Source organism: Nocardia sp. NBC_01730, from assembly GCF_035920445.1.
Taxonomy (GTDB): domain Bacteria; phylum Actinomycetota; class Actinomycetes; order Mycobacteriales; family Mycobacteriaceae; genus Nocardia.
Genome location: NZ_CP109162.1, coordinates 4,687,131 through 4,701,591, shown reverse-complemented (window position 1 = coordinate 4,701,591; position 14,461 = coordinate 4,687,131). Strand labels below are relative to the sequence as shown.

Genomic DNA, 14,461 nt, shown 5'->3' with positions numbered 1-14,461 from the left:
CGACGGATTACTAGCCGAAACCGGCTTCACCCTCGACCCGATAAACCCATGAGTTCGAACTCATTACTCGGTCAACCGAGCCATGGCAAACCCTGATAGCAACGCGGCAACGTCTGGCAATATTGCGTCACCGAATCGGGCTAGTGGAGAGTGGTTCCCCGGTGCCCGACCGGGATCCGCGTCCGGTGGACAAGCGCCGAACAGTAGCATTGCACCAGGCACGGCATCCAGTACCAAGGAGAAGTCCTCCGATGCGTTGATCGGGTGTGGCGCTGTGGCATAACGTCGCTCTCCCAGCAGTTCTCGAACCACATCAGCGGTGAATTCGACCTCACTGGAGTCGTTGACTGTTGCTGAAAACTCTGGTTTGAACCGAATGTCGACATCGACACCATGCGCCATGGCCAAACCTTTGAGACAGCGGGTGAATATCTCTCGTAATCTGGGCTCGGAATCAGAGGAAAACGTACGGACGGTCGCTTCGAATGATGCGACCTCGGGGATGATGTTGTGACGAGTGCCCGCATGTAACGTGCCGACTGTAAGTATGACTGGATCGAACACGTTGAAATTCCGGGTAACCGCAGTCTGTAGTGCGCCGATCATCTCGGCAATCGCAGTGATCGGATCCCTCGTCTTGTCCGGCATCGCGCCGTGTCCACCCGGGCCGGAGACCGTAACCTCGAGCGTGTAAGCAGCGGCCAGCACTACTCCGGGACGGCTGGCCACTAGGCCGGTAGGAGACTGACTGGACGAAACATGAATAGCATAGGCATGGTCGGCCCGTCGTCCCGCAGCATCGAGCACTCCTTCTCGGATCATTGCTTCGGCGCCGTTCCACCCTTCTTCGCCGGGTTGAAACATGAATACCACGTCGCCGGAGAGCCGGTTTCTCTGTGCGGCCAGTAGTCGAGCGGCCCCTACCAGTGCCGTTGTATGCAGATCGTGGCCACAGGCGTGCATCGCGCCGTTCGTCGCGGCGAAGTCTTCACCGGACTGCTCGTGGATCGGTAGCGCATCCATGTCACCGCGCAAGAGGACTGTGCGTCGTCTGCCATTCGACGGCGACTCGGCTGTTCCGCGGAGTACCGCCGTGATCGAGGTACTTTCGATCCCAGTGGATATTTCCAGAGGAACCCCATCCAGTGCGTTGAGAACTCTCTCCTGAGTTTTCGGCAGAGAAAGGCCGACCTCTGGCTCGCGGTGTATTTCTCGGCGTAGATGCCTGAGATATGTACTCATTTCACGAGCGTCATCCAAGAGGTCCATAACGTGTCTCCTCGTGTCCATCTGCGCTATCTTGTGAGCGTTCCGCGTTACCAGGGATCTTTACACCCGAGGGTGGTGCAGTCCAGGGGCCGATCGCAGGGTCGGGTGGCTCGAGGGGATGGCGCACTCGGGCCACCTGCAGGGCGCGGCCAAGTCGTGTTTCAGCGGGCGAGCAGTAGTCAGGCGGGCCGGTTGAAGTCGTAGGCCATGGTGTCGCGGCGCGGCGGCGATGTTGGTATGCCCAACCGGCCGTAGCGGGCCGATGGCGGTGTTGCGGAGGGTAGTCATGACCTGCGGGTGTGGATCCGGCAGCGGTCCTCGTCGAAGGAACCATCGCGGACCCAGTGCGGGTAGTCCTCGATCTTCCCATTACCTGCAATCATTCGGCGACCTGTTCGGGGGTTGTGTCGGCGACAATGAGGCTGGTGACGGCATAGGCAGTTGTGCGGGCGCGTTTGCCGGGCTTGCGCCCCACCTACGGGTGCGGGTCAGCCCTAGCGCCTGTGCGGCACCGGGAGCCCGATGCTATCGGAGATCTCTGTCGTCTTCAGCGTGCGGGGTGTCCGCCTGCCGTGATCGCGTCCGGTCGAGATCGCCGCGCAGCGGAATGTCTTTCCAGGCAGGGGCTTTGACGCGTTCATGGAAGTCGCGTCGATCGGACTCGACGGTGCGGATGTAATGGCCGCCGCCGTCGGTGATCATCGTGGCGGTGTCGCCCCGGCAGTGCATGGCATCGGCGGCGATCACCGCACCGGTGATGCCCGAACATGTCAAAAGCGCCTGCGGACAGAGTATTTCGTTGGTTTCGCGCCGACGTCGATCTGGGGGGCGACCGGCACGCTCGCCCAGCCCGGCGCGCGGATGCACCAGGTTCCGCGGTGTCTCGGGTGTCACGCAGGGTCTTGCCGTCGACCACGATCACCCGACTGCCGCGGAAAACGCTGGTGCGCAGCCACATCCACCTCGTCGATGGTGTCGGGGGCACCTGGTGCGGCAGCCTGCGGATCGTCGCTTCCGACGGCACCCGGCCACTCACACTCAGCTGCACCATGATGCCGACCGGCGCCCCATCAGCCCATTGGGTGATCGCGGCGAACGACCGCGCGCCGGTCGGCGCCACGGTCGGCGCCACGGTCGGCACGGTGCCGACTCGCTGGCGCACTCCGCCTCGCTTGCGCGGATCACCGACCGTCTTCAACACTTCCAGCAATCCCACAGGAATCAGCGATCCAATGGAGGATTGTCGTCCGCCTCGCCCCGGGGCGCGGCCTGGCAGGGTATCGGCGAGAAGGACGGGAGGTGATGACAACGCGGGCACGGCAACGACTTTCGGAACGGACCGGCACGGTAACCGAGATCGTTACCGCATGCGGCAGCGCCCGCCTGAGAAGGAACGCCGAAGTCGCAGGTAAAATCCTTATTTCACAATTTTGCCGCCGCCATGGGTCACCCGGCCCCTGGGTCGATCCAGTGCAGTCGAGTAACTCTTGGGTGTTCTCGGGGACGGCTGAAGGTCGAGTCCTAGGTCCTGGCGCAGTGGTTCGGGAAAGACCGAGCTCGTACGTGTTGTAGGGGGACGATAGTCGCGATACCCTGTAGGCCCCCATCACGAGAACGTGTGATACGTGAGCGAGGCTGCCACCTAGCAACACTCACTTTGGGGTTGTTGGTAAGACGGAGGACAATATCATGGATGCTGTGGAAGTTGAGCGCACGGAGCTGCCCACGTGGGAATACGGGTGGGGAGTGACCGACGGTCCCGGGGTGCCGGAAGGCCTGTTCGTCGAGGACTCGATCAGCCACGACTGATCGGTCGGATCGATAGATATCATGTCAATTAGGTGTTGTTAGTGAACACCTCGAGTGCGCAGACGGGTCGTCAGGAGCGCGGGTGGATGTCTCTGCTGCGCGCTCCCGACACCCGTCCGCTGCCACGCTGTTGGTGGTACGACGACTCCACATTGGTGATCGTCGATGCCGCGCTCGCCGAGGAGGTATTGCGTGCTCCTCGGGGAACCTACATTTTGCCGAGCAGGTTTTACGTCGATTCGGCTGAGGGCTCTGGCGGCGGGCGAACATCGACCGAGCTGCCGCCCGGCCGAGCTACGGTGCAATCCTGGATGACGCCGGCCTGGACAGCTGCCTCGGTGCGCAAGCTCGCCCCGGCGATGCTGGCCGCGGCCGATGCGGGCCTGGACGCTCATCCACCGGCGGCGACCGGTTGGCCCGCGTTGGATGGTGCGCTGGAACTCAGCTCCCGGTTGGCGGCATTGCTCTGCCTGGGACCCGACGCCGATCTGATGACTGGTCTGCACGCCACCATGCGCGCGGCCGCTCCCGGTGTCGTGCGTGGCGTCGGCCGACCCGATGACCCCGATGCGAAGGCCCGCTTTGCCCAGGCCGCGGCCGAGATCGGGTCCCGGGTCCAGCGTGCCGTCGACCGGCGACGCGGCGGTGTCGAAGTCGACAGTCCCGATCTGCTGTCGACACTGATGGCCGCCGCCCACAAACGTGGCCAAACCGATCTACGCAGCGTGGTTTTCGCGGTGGCACATGCCCTGTGGCGAGTGGAGACCGGTCCCGGCCTTGTCACCGCGTGGATGCTGCACGAACTGGCAAAGCACCCTGATCACCAGACTCGGCTCCGCCAGGAAGCTCTCGCTGTTCTCGGTAGTAGTGGGACCCCCGAGGCGCTCAACCCGGCCGACTTGATTTCCACCGGCCACGCCATGCATGAGACTCTGCGGCTCTACCCGACCGCATGGATCCAGGGGTGGGTCGCTTGCCAGGCGGTCGACATCGGTGACCAGCACTTGGAGCCGGGGATGCAGGTGCGCATCGCCGTGTACCCCATCCAACGGGATCCTGCCAACTACTTCGATCCCCATGCTTTTCTGCCGCAGCGCTGGGCCGATTCAGACCTGGCTGGACCGGCTAATGCATTCCTGCCGTTCTCGCTGGGCACCAGTTACTGCAAGGGGACCCATTGGGTATACGCCGTCGCCGCCTTGTCCACCGCGGCTATCCTGCGCCGCTACCGACTGGCTCCGACTCAGGGCGCTGAGGTCATCGAGCAGTTCACCTCGCACCTGCAACCCGTCGGGCTGTCCCTGGATGCCAGCCAGTTACCGACCAACAATTAAGGCTCGCTATCCACATGCCCGTTATCGGCGGGGCGTTGATTCCTCCACTCGCTCTTCGCTGCCATCGCGGCATCATCATCGGTCCGCCTCGGACGGAAGGACGACATGCAGGATCTACGTGACTACATCGAGCAGCTCGAACGGCGAGAGCAACTGCTCCGGATCACCGCCGAGGTCGACTGGAACCAGGAGCTCGGTGCCATCACGCGGCTGGCTTGTGAACGACGCGCCCCTGCACCGCTTTTCGAGAACATCAAGGGATATCCGGGGCACCGCGTCCTAGGGGTGGCGATGGGGCCGGACTCGCGGTCGTTGTTCGGTCGGGTGGCGACTGCACTCGAACGTCCCATAGATACTCACCCGCTGGACCTGATCGAGTCGATTCGGACGAAGCTGAGCAAGCCGGTCGAGCCAGTTGTCGTCGATCGCGATTCCGCCCCCTGCAAGGAGATCATCCACCAGGGAGATGACGCCAACCTGCTGGATCTGCCGGTGCCGTGGATCAAGTCGATCGACGGCGGACGCTACGTTGGGACGTCCTGCATCGTTGTGACCAAGGATCCGGACACCGGTTGGACGAACTGGGGCACATATCGGTGCATGGTGCACGACGAGCGCAGCTTCGGCATCCTGCTGCTGCCGAGCGAGCAGCACGGCGGCGGAATTCTGGAAAGGTACAAGTCCGCAGGCAAGCCCATGCCCATCGCTGTCGTGATCGGCGCCGATCCACACTCCAGCCTGGCAGCGATGACGCCCTTCGAGAAAGGGGTGAGTGAGTCCGCCATGGCGGGCGCGCTGAAAGGATCCCCGGTTTCCCTCGTCGAGTGTGAGACAAGCGATCTTCTCGTCCCGGCGACAGCGGAGTTCGTCATCGAGGCGGAGGTGCACCCCGGCGATCTAGCCATGGAAGGACCATTCGGCGAGTACACCGGTCACGCCGCGCACAGCGGTCTGAGTCCGGTCGCCAGGGTCTCGTGCATCACCCACCGAGCGAACCCGATCTTCACGATGGCTAATCCGAGCAAGCCGTACGACGACAACGGAACGCCGATGTCTCTGATGGTCAGCGCCTTGATCAAGAGCCGGCTTGAAGCCGCCGGTGTGCCGGGTGTATCCGTCTTCCTGCCGTCTCCACCGATTGTCACCGTAGTTTCGGCCAAGGCACGTCCTGGTCTCGCAAAGCGTGTCTTCGCCTCGGTGTTCTCCGGTTATCGGATGTTCTCCTCGGGTTTGGTTCTGGTGGACGATGACGTCGACATCACCGACATGGACCAAGTGTGGTGGGCGATCGCGACCCGGTTGCACCCGGACCGTTTCGAAGTGGTCCGGAGGCTTCCCGTGACGAACCCGCTCTTGCCGCACCTGACTCCGGAAGAGCGAAGCACGTGGGAGAACAGTGCGTGGATCATGGATGCGACCTTCCCCACGAGCTGGTCTTCGGAGTACCGGCACAAACACACCCGGGTAGTCGACTTCGCGGATGGCTGGACCGAAGACATTCAGCGGCTCGTTCTCGGTCGCTGGGCTGAGTACGGTTACGGGCAGCGGTGATGCGCGAGCAGCGACTGATCGTCGCGATGACCGGGGCAACGGGAGCCATCATCGGGATCCGCCTGCTCGAGGCGCTGCGGGACCTCGAGGTCGAGGTGCATCTGGTACTCAGCGAGTGGGCGAAGCGCACGATCCGGATCGAGACCGACTACTCCGTACCGGATGTGCTGGCTCTCGCCCACCGGCACTACCAGCATTCGAACCAAGCAGCACCGATATCGAGCGGTTCGTTCCGAACCGATGGGATGATCATTGTTCCCTGCAGCATGAACACGCTGGCCGCGATCGCTCATGGCCTGTCGGAGAACTTGATCGCGCGCGCAGCCGACGTGACGCTCAAGGAGCGGCGCAGGCTCGTGATTGTGCCACGGGAAACCCCGCTCAGCTCTATCCATTTGCGAAACATGCTCTCCCTCAGTGACGCGGGAGCGTCGGTGGTGCCACCCGTTCCGGCCTTCTACAACCTCCCGCAGTCGGTAGACGACCTTGTCATGCACATCGTCGCGCGGGTTCTCGACCAGTTCGGCATCGAGAACGAGCTCACTTCGCGCTGGGGCACACCGAGCGCTGAGTCCAATGGGGGTGCTCGCCTCGTGGTGTCCGGGGTCGAGGAACCAGCGGACAACGGTTATCGCTGAGAATGGTCATGGTCGGGATGGCGGTCCCGAACCGATCGCCGAATTGATCCGATATCGAGCTCAGCCGACCTGGATCGTGACGGTGGGGTAGCCGGTGGCGCCGTCGGGGACCACGTCGCTGCGCTCGGCGGTCTGGGTTTCGCCGGTGCCATCGGTGGCGCGGGCGCGGATGGTGTGCGGGCCCGTGGTGGCATCCCAGTCGAAGACCCACTGTCTCCAGGTGTCGACGGACTGTTCGTCGGCGAGGCGGGCCTGCTGCCATGCGCCATTGTCGATCTGCACCTCCACGCCGCGGATGCCGCGATGCTGCGCCCAGGCGACACCGGCGATGGGGATGCGGCCCGGCTCGATGCGGCCGCGGGCGCGCGGGGTGTCGATGCGGGTGCCGGTCTTGATCGGGCCGAGGGCCGACCAGCCGCGGCGGGTCCAGTAGGCGGTGGCGCGGTCGAAGCGAGTGACTTCCAGTTCGGTCACCCATTTGGTGGCCGAGACGTAGCCGTAGAGACCTGGGACGACCAGGCGGGCGGGGTACCCGTGTTGCACGGGGAGGGGTTCGCCGTTCATGCCGATGGCAAGCAGGGCGTCGCGTCCGTCGGTGAGCACCGACAGCGGACTGCCCGCGGTCCAGCCGTCGGTGCTGTGCGAGAGCGCCATGTCGGCGTCCGCGTGCGGTCCCGCCTCGGCGAGTAGCTGGTCAAGGCGGTAGCCGAGCCAGCGCGCGTTGCCGATCAGGTCGCCGCCGACCGGGTTCGACACGCACGCCAGCGTGACCAGGCGTTCCTCCACCGGCCGATTGGCCAGATCCGCCCAGGTGAGCTCGATTTCGTGGTCCACCATGCCGTGGATGCGCAGTGACCAGGAGTCCTTGGACACCTGGGGCACGATCAGCGCGGTGTCGATCCGGTAGAAGTCGTCGTTCGCGGTCAGGTACGGCGTCGACCCGGGAACACGCAGGTCCACGCCGGGCGCGAGAGGCTGCACGGGAGCGCTCGGCTCCGGCAGCCGCACCGCGGCTCGCTCACCGGACACGTCCCGCCGCCGGGCACTGAGGAGCCGCCCGCCGAACCCGGTCACCACGGCCGCACCGCCCGTCACCAGCAGACCCTGCAAAACCTGCCGCCGCTCCGGTGCGGCGGCCCGCTGCGCCGCGTCGACCGCCGTCGTGGACGACGCGGCCGGTACCCGCGCAGCGCTGGCGGGAGGCGCGGCTTCGTCGCTCGGCCTGCCGGATTCGCTTCCGGTGTCCGGTGTTCGGTGGTCTCGCCGCTCGAACGCAGAGGACTCTTCGGCCTCGGCCGTGCGCTCGATCCGGCGGGTCAGCACGCGCAGCGCATAGATCCCGACCGAGACACCGATGACCGTCGGTAGCGCACCGGAGACGCTGGTGCGGGCCACCGCCGCGGCGGCGGCGATCACTCCGAAGGCGGCGAGCAACCACGAGCCCGTGGCACGGGACGGGCGTTCGATCACTCCCGCCAGCCCGGCGACGACGAGGGCGACCACGCCCATGATCAGATACAGCGCGGACTTGTCGTCGGTGCCGAAGGTATCGATGGCCCACTCGCGCAGGCTGTCGGACGTGTGATCGACCACGACCGAGCCGAGGGCGTTGAGCGGTGCGCTGCGGGCGTCGGCGAAAGCCGCGACCAATTCGGCGACGCCGAGCGTCAGCCCCGCCGACACGATCCCGGCCACCACCCGCAGTCGCAGCTCGGCCATGGAACCGAGCCTACTGCCGGTTGCGGGCGCACAGTGCGACCATTCCAGAACATGCGAACCGTCTTTGTTCTCGACGTGCTGGCTCCATCCCAGCGCGGCCGCCGAGGTTCGGATCCGAGAAAGGCGCTGCCCGCGAACAGCTCTGCGGACAGCGCCTCTCGGTGGCTGGGTCAGCCGTAGATCTGCGCCACGTCGTCGGCGTGCTGCTTCATCACGACCGCGCGCTTGAGCGACATCTTCGGGGTGAGCTCGCCGGTCTCCTGCGTCCAGTCGGTCGACAGGATGCGGATCTTCTTGATCTGCTCGGCGTGCGAGACCTTCTGGTTCGTCTCGGCCACCGCGGCGTTGATCTCGGCGATCAGGCCTTGGTTCTCGATGAGCTTCTCGATCGGGGTGTCGGCGGGCAGGCTGTTGCGCTCCTTCCAGCCGGGCAGCGACTCCGGGTCGAGGGTGATCAGCGCGCCGACGAAGGGCTGGCCGTCGCCGACCACCATCACCTGGCTGATCAGCGGGTGCGCCCGCAGCGAGTCTTCGAGCAGCGCGGGGGAGACGTTCTTGCCACCGGCGGTGACGATGATCTCCTTCTTGCGGCCGGTGATCGTGACGAAGCCGTCCGCGTCGATGGCGCCGAGGTCACCGGTCTTGAACCAGCCGTCCTCGAAGGCATCCTCGGTAGCCTCGGCATTGCCCCAGTAGCCGTTGAACACGACCGGGCCACGCACCAGCAGTTCGCCGTCCTCGGCGATCTTGACGGCGTGGCCCTCGATCGGCCTGCCGACCGAGCCGACCCGGATGTGCTCCACAGTGTTCGCGGTGACGGCCGCCGTGGTCTCGGTGAGGCCGTAGCCTTCGTAGATGGTCAGCCCGACGCCGCGGAAGAAATGGCCGAGACGCGCGCCGAGCGGGCCGCCGCCGGACATGGTCGCCTCGCACTGGCCGCCGAGTACGGCGCGCAGCTTGCTGTAGACCAGCTTGTCGAACAGCGCGTGCTTCAGCTTGAGTGCGATCCCGGGCCCGCCGGTGTCGATCGACTCGCTCCACGCGATGGCGGTGTCGGCCGCGGCATCGAAAATCTTGCCTTTACCGCTGTCGTGCGCCTTCTGCTTGGCGCTGTTGAACACCTTCTCGAAGACGCGCGGCACCGAGACGATGAAGTGCGGCTGGAAACTGCCGAACTGCTCGACCAGGGTGGACCAGTCGGCAGTGTGCGCGACGGTCACCTTGGCGTCGAACGTGGTCAACGCCAGGCCGCGCGCGAAAACGTGCGCCAGCGGCAGGAATGCGAGGGTCTTCTTGCCCTCGGTGATGTACTTGCTCAGCGCGATCCGGCAGGACGCGGACTCGGCGTAGAGGTTGGCATGCGAGAGCATGACGCCCTTGGGCCTGCCGGTGGTGCCGGAGGTGTAGATCAGGGTGGCCGGCGACGCGGCGTTGACCTGAGCGCGGCGGTCGTGCACGGCCTGGTCGTCCAGCTCGGCGCCCCGCGCGGTCAGCTCGTCGAGCGCGCCCTTGTCGATCTGCAGGGTCTCCTTCAGATCCGGAAGCGACCCGGTTTCGATCTGGTCGATGACCTTGCGGTGCTTGTCGCTGTCGAGGATGAGCACCTTGGTGGCGGAGTCCTGCAGGATCCACTTGGCCTGCTCGGCAGCGGAGCTGTCGTAGATGGCGACGGTGCATCCGCCCGCGGCCCAGATGGCGAAGTCGAGTACGGCCCACTCGTATCGGGTCGGGGCCATGATGGCGACCCGCTCGCCGAGTTCGATGCCCGAGGCGATCAGGCCCTTGGCCACGCCGGTGACGGTCTTCGCGAATTCCGCGGCCGTCACGTCCTGCCAGCCACCGCTGCCGTTCGGCACGTTGAACAGCACCGCGTTCGGCGACTGCTCAGCATGGCGGAAGACGTTGTCGGAATTGTTCGCGTCATCCGGAATGGTGTAGGAAGCCGGGACTTCGAACTCTCGCATCAGTGCCCTTCCACGTGTGTTTACTCGCCAGTAATCTACGACACCTGTGCCGGGGCCGTGAGGTGGACCACCGAAATGGATCCGCACGCCATCGCGGACTACGGATCCGCTCCGTATTCATCCTAGGTCGCGCAGGTCCAGCGGTTGGATCGCTTCGCGCAGGAACTCGGCGAGTTCGCGCAACGCGGCGGCCGCGGGCGCCACCAATGCGGCCTGCAACTGCGCGACGTGCCAGAGGCCCTCGCTCTCGGTGAAGCGGACGTGCACGCCCGCCGCCCGCAGCGCGGCGACCAGATCGACGCACTGCCCGTGCAGCAGCTCGCTGACGTCGACCTGCACATAGGTCGGCGGCAGGCCGCGCAGCTCACCGGTCAGCGGAGCGTAGCCGGGATCGGTCGGGTCCCCTGCGCCCAGATAGGCGGCCGCGCAGGCGCGCGACCACGGCTTGTTGATCACCAGATCGCGCTCGCGGTCCGGGATCCGGTTGGGGTCCCCCCACGGCGCGATCAGGCCGAGGGCGGCGGGAGTGTGCCCGTGCCGCGCGATCAGACGCTGCGCCAGCGCCAGCGAGAGTCCGCCGCCCGCGGAGTCACCGGAGATGGTGATCTGATCCGGGCGGTAGCCCGCGTCCGACATCAGCTCCAGGAATGCCGCCTCGGCGTCGTCCAGCGCGGCGGGGAACGGGTGCTCCGGCGCCAGCCGGTAGTCGAGGACGTAGACCGGGCAGCCGGTGTCGCGCGCGAGCCGGGCTGCCAGCGAACGGTGTGTCGCGAGGGAACCGACCGCGTATCCGCCGCCGTGCAGGTAGAGCACAGCGCCCTGGGAGGAAAGGGCGCCGCCGGTGATCCGCTCCGCGGGCCTGCCGCCGAAACGCAGCGTTCGCACGACGCTGCCCTCAGGCAGCAGCTGCGCCCGCGAGCTCACGTCGAGCAGTAGGCGCTGCGTCGGAAACGACAACCGCTGGTTGAGCGTGGCCCGGAAGATCGGATTCAGCACTGCCCGCGCCACGGGCAGCGGAAGGTTGATGTCCCGCATGGTTGTTCCTCGAATCCGGATCAGGGCAGGAAACGGCGTTCGACGGTGGTCGCGATGCGCTGGTAGCCCGACGCGGTGACCCGCACCAACATGTCGAGCAGCTTGGCCTCCCAGCCGATCAGTACGCGGCCGTGTCCCTTGCGCACGCCTTCGGTGATGGTCTTCGCGGCCATCTCCGCGGTGTGGATGGCCAGCTTCTTGTCGAACATCGAGGCAGCCGACGTGCCGTCGATGCCTTCGGCGTAGGTGGCGTTGCGTGCTACCGCGGTCTTGATGCCGCCGGGGTGCACACAGGTCACTTTGACCGGGTGCTCGGCAACCAGCATTTCCTGGCGCAGCGACTCGGTGAAGCCGCGCACCGCGAACTTGGCCGCGTTGTACGCGCTCTGGCCGGGGATCGCGATCAGGCCGAACAGGCTGGACACGTTGACGATGTGGCCGTCGCCGGATTCGATGACCATCGGCAGGAACGCCTTGGTGCCGTTGACGACACCCCAGAAGTCGACGTCCATGACGCGCTCGAAGTCCTTGAATTCCGAGCGGATCACCTCGCCGTGGTGGGCGATGCCTGCGTTGTTGTAGACCTGGTGCACCGTGCCGAAATGCGCCTTCACGGTATCGGCGTAGTGCAGCACCGCTTCCCGCTCGACCACGTTCAGCCGGTCGGATGTAACCTCGGCGCCGAGCTGTTCGCAACGGCGCGCGGTCTCGGCCAGCCCCGCGGTGTCGATATCGGACAGTGCCAGTTTGGCGCCGCGCTCGGCGAGATTCTCGGCCAGCGCGCGACCGATACCGGAGCCCGCTCCGGTGATCACACACACTTTGTTCTTGAAGTAAGCGTCATTGCTCACTGTGCCACCGCTTTCAGGTCGGCTCGGGAGAGGGATACGTCGTAAGCGGCCACGTCGAATCTCTTGGTCCGCCTACGGAATTCGAAGGTGAAGTCAGGCCACAGTGTGGTGTTGTTGCCGTGCTTGTCCAGGTACCAGCTGGAGCAGCCGCCGGTCACCCAGACGCTGCCGGACAGCTTCTGCTGCAGGTCCTTGTTGTAAGCATCCTGCATATCGCGGCGGACCTCAACGGTCCGAAGTCCCATTCGGTCGACGGTGGCCAGCGCGTCGGCGACGTAGTTGATCTGCGATTCGATCATGTACACCATCGACGTGTGCCCTAGGCCGACGTTCGGGCCGAGTAGGAAGAACATATTGGGGAAGTTGGCGATCGTGCTGCCCTTGTAGCCCTGCTGGCCGATCTCGTCGAACACCTCCGACAGGGTGCGACCGTCGCGGCCCGTGATCGTGTCGTAGGTCGGGGAGTCGGTGACGTGGAAGCCGGTCGCGACGATCAGGGCGTCGATCTCCCGCTCGGTACCGTCCTTGGTGACGATCGAGTTCTTGCGGACCTCGGCGATGCCGTCGGTGACGACGTCGACATTGGGCCGGGCCAGCGTCGGGTAGTAGTCGTTGGAGATCAGCATGCGCTTGCAGCCGATCCGGAAGTTCGGGGTGACCTTGGCGCGTAACTCGGGATCGCGGATCTCCCCCCGCAGCTTCGCCTTCGCGACCAGCTCGAGCACCTGCATCAACGCGGGAACCTTGGCGAGGCCGACCACCTGGGTCTCGCGCGCGGCGTAGATCGCCGCGCGGGATAGGCGCTGTAGACCGGGTACATGCCTGAAGGCCAGCCGCTCGGCCTTGGTGTAAGGGCGGTCCAGGCGCGGCAGCAGCCAGGGCGCGGTGCGCTGGTAGACATCCAGCCGGCCGACCTTCGGGGCGATGGCGGGCACGATCTGGATGGCCGAGGCGCCGGTGCCGATGATGGCGACCCGCTTGCCGGTCAGGTCGGCGTCGTGGTTCCACCGCGCGGAGTGGAAGACTTCGCCCTCGAACCCGTTGATGCCTTTGATGTCCGGCAGCGCGGGCTCGCACAGCGCACCGACCGCGGACACCACGGTGTCAGCGGTGAAGCTGCCCTGGCTGGATTCGATCTCCCACACCGCGGAGTCGTTGTTCCAGCGAGCACTGGTCACGTCGCAGTCGAAGAGGTGCTTATCGCGCACGCCGTAGCGCGCGGACACTTTCTCGATGTACTGCTGGATTTCGCCCTGACGGGAGAACGACCGAGACCAGTTCGGGTTGAGCTCGAAGGAGTACGAGTACAGGTGCGAGGGGACGTCGCAGGCCGCGCCGGGGTAGGTGTTGTCGCGCCAGGTGCCGCCGACATCGCTGCCGCGCTCCAGCACAAGGTAATCGTTGCGACCCTGCTGGGTCAGTCGGATGGCCAGACCCAGACCCGCGAACCCACTGCCGATGATGATCGTCTTGGCGTGGCGGGTGGGCCGGTTGACGACAGCTTTGTCTGTAACCTTGCGACTCATATATCTGAGAATACGGTGTTCACCCAGTGGCAGTCAACAGTATTGACTAGTGTTCAGTAAGAGTCGGTAGCATGGGTTCGGTGAGCAGGAGGAGTTCCGGGGAAACCGCCAAGCGGGTCCGCATGAGTCCGGATGAACGCCGCGAGCAGCTGATCACCTTGGGCGCCGAGATGCTTGGCGATCGAGCCATCGAAGACATCTCCATCAGCGAGATCGCCGAACAGGCGAGCATCTCCCGCGGTCTGCTCTTCCACTACTTCCCGACCAAGCAGGACTTTCAGCTTGCGATCGTGCGGCATGCCAACGCCGAGTTGCTCCAGCGCGTCACCCCCGACCGCAACCTCGCGGTGTTCGAGATGTTGCGCGACTCGATCGAGCGCTACGTCGAATACGTCAGCGATAACCGCACCTCCTACCTGGCGCTGCTGCGCGGCCCCACCAGCGTCAGTCCCGACCTGGCGCCGCTGGCCGACCAGACCCGGGACGCCATCATCGGCATCATCCTCACCGAGGCCCCTGTCTCCGTCGACGCCGCCGACCGCCCCCGCCTCACGCTCGCCATGCGTGGCTGGATCGCCTTCGTCGAGGAAGCCACCCTCACCTGGTTGCGCACCGAACCCATCCCGCGCGCCGACCTCATCGACCTTCTCGCCGAATCCCTCATCGCCATAGCCTCTTCCGTCGACCCGGCGCTGGCGGCCGCGCTGCGTGGGTGACCGGCGGCCCTCTGCACCACAGTGCGGTGATCGGCCACGTACAACCGGC

Annotated in this window: 11 protein-coding genes; 4 read left to right on the top strand and 7 right to left on the bottom strand. The window is 65.5% G+C overall.

The window, feature by feature from the left end:
• Positions 1-63 precede the first annotated feature (63 nt).
• Both OHB12_RS18940 and OHB12_RS18935 read right to left on the bottom strand, forming a co-directional pair.
• Positions 64-1,269, bottom strand: coding sequence for a M20 metallopeptidase family protein (locus OHB12_RS18940; RefSeq protein WP_327109935.1), 1,206 nt, complete (start codon positions 1,267-1,269; stop codon positions 64-66).
• A 525-nt stretch (positions 1,270-1,794) separates the two neighbouring features.
• On the bottom strand, positions 1,795-2,136 hold the full coding sequence (locus tag OHB12_RS18935) for a hypothetical protein (RefSeq protein WP_327109934.1): 342 nt from the start codon (positions 2,134-2,136) through the stop codon (positions 1,795-1,797).
• Between the two features lie 983 nt (positions 2,137-3,119).
• On the opposite strand from OHB12_RS18935, the gene OHB12_RS18930 reads away from it, so the two are divergent.
• The 3 genes from OHB12_RS18930 to OHB12_RS18920 all read left to right on the top strand — a co-directional run bounded on the left by OHB12_RS18930 (position 3,120) and on the right by OHB12_RS18920 (position 6,601).
• Entirely contained in the window at positions 3,120-4,412 is a 1,293-nt protein-coding gene (locus OHB12_RS18930) for a cytochrome P450 (RefSeq protein ID WP_327109933.1), read from the top strand.
• A gap of 105 nt (positions 4,413-4,517) precedes the next feature.
• Positions 4,518-5,963: a UbiD family decarboxylase gene (locus OHB12_RS18925; RefSeq protein WP_327109932.1), complete on the top strand. Its 1,446-nt coding sequence runs from the start codon at positions 4,518-4,520 to the stop codon at positions 5,961-5,963.
• Positions 5,963-6,601, top strand: coding sequence for a UbiX family flavin prenyltransferase (locus OHB12_RS18920; protein ID WP_327109931.1), 639 nt, complete (start codon positions 5,963-5,965; stop codon positions 6,599-6,601). Before OHB12_RS18925 ends, OHB12_RS18920 begins: the two co-directional genes overlap by 1 nt.
• Before the next feature lie 60 nt (positions 6,602-6,661).
• On the opposite strand, the gene OHB12_RS18915 is transcribed toward OHB12_RS18920, so the two are convergent.
• From OHB12_RS18915 to OHB12_RS18895, 5 genes are all read right to left on the bottom strand, one after another.
• Positions 6,662-8,320: a molybdopterin-dependent oxidoreductase gene (locus OHB12_RS18915; protein WP_327109930.1), complete on the bottom strand. Its 1,659-nt coding sequence runs from the start codon at positions 8,318-8,320 to the stop codon at positions 6,662-6,664.
• Between the two features lie 170 nt (positions 8,321-8,490).
• Positions 8,491-10,284, bottom strand: a complete 1,794-nt coding sequence (locus OHB12_RS18910; protein ID WP_327109929.1) for an AMP-dependent synthetase/ligase — start codon at positions 10,282-10,284, stop codon at positions 8,491-8,493.
• Between the two features lie 117 nt (positions 10,285-10,401).
• Positions 10,402-11,319, bottom strand: a complete 918-nt coding sequence (locus OHB12_RS18905; RefSeq protein ID WP_327109928.1) for an alpha/beta hydrolase — start codon at positions 11,317-11,319, stop codon at positions 10,402-10,404.
• A gap of 20 nt (positions 11,320-11,339) precedes the next feature.
• A complete protein-coding gene (locus OHB12_RS18900; RefSeq protein WP_327109927.1) occupies positions 11,340-12,170 on the bottom strand; it encodes an SDR family NAD(P)-dependent oxidoreductase in 831 nt (276 codons plus the stop codon).
• Complete coding sequence (locus OHB12_RS18895; RefSeq protein ID WP_327109926.1) at positions 12,167-13,696, bottom strand: flavin-containing monooxygenase; 1,530 nt, start codon at positions 13,694-13,696, stop codon at positions 12,167-12,169. Before OHB12_RS18895 ends, OHB12_RS18900 begins: the two co-directional genes overlap by 4 nt.
• Before the next feature lie 71 nt (positions 13,697-13,767).
• Here OHB12_RS18895 and OHB12_RS18890 point away from each other — a divergent pair, with 71 nt between their 5' ends.
• Positions 13,768-14,412, top strand: a complete 645-nt coding sequence (locus OHB12_RS18890) for a TetR/AcrR family transcriptional regulator (RefSeq protein ID WP_327109925.1) — start codon at positions 13,768-13,770, stop codon at positions 14,410-14,412.
• Positions 14,413-14,461: the final 49 nt, after the last annotated feature.

Bases quoted from the DNA above. Each gene is read 5' to 3' on its own strand.
- OHB12_RS18910 (WP_327109929.1), bottom strand. From the start codon at position 10,284: ATGCGAGAGTTCGAAGTCCCGGCTTCCTACACCATTCCGGATGACGCG.
- OHB12_RS18920 (WP_327109931.1), top strand. From the start codon at position 5,963: ATGCGCGAGCAGCGACTGATCGTCGCGATGACCGGGGCAACGGGAGCC.
- OHB12_RS18895 (WP_327109926.1), bottom strand. From the start codon at position 13,696: ATGAGTCGCAAGGTTACAGACAAAGCTGTCGTCAACCGGCCCACCCGC.
- OHB12_RS18925 (WP_327109932.1), top strand. From the start codon at position 4,518: ATGCAGGATCTACGTGACTACATCGAGCAGCTCGAACGGCGAGAGCAA.
- OHB12_RS18915 (WP_327109930.1), bottom strand. From the start codon at position 8,320: ATGGCCGAGCTGCGACTGCGGGTGGTGGCCGGGATCGTGTCGGCGGGG.
- OHB12_RS18940 (WP_327109935.1), bottom strand. From the start codon at position 1,269: ATGGACCTCTTGGATGACGCTCGTGAAATGAGTACATATCTCAGGCAT.
- OHB12_RS18890 (WP_327109925.1), top strand. From the start codon at position 13,768: ATGGGTTCGGTGAGCAGGAGGAGTTCCGGGGAAACCGCCAAGCGGGTC.
- OHB12_RS18905 (WP_327109928.1), bottom strand. From the start codon at position 11,319: ATGCGGGACATCAACCTTCCGCTGCCCGTGGCGCGGGCAGTGCTGAAT.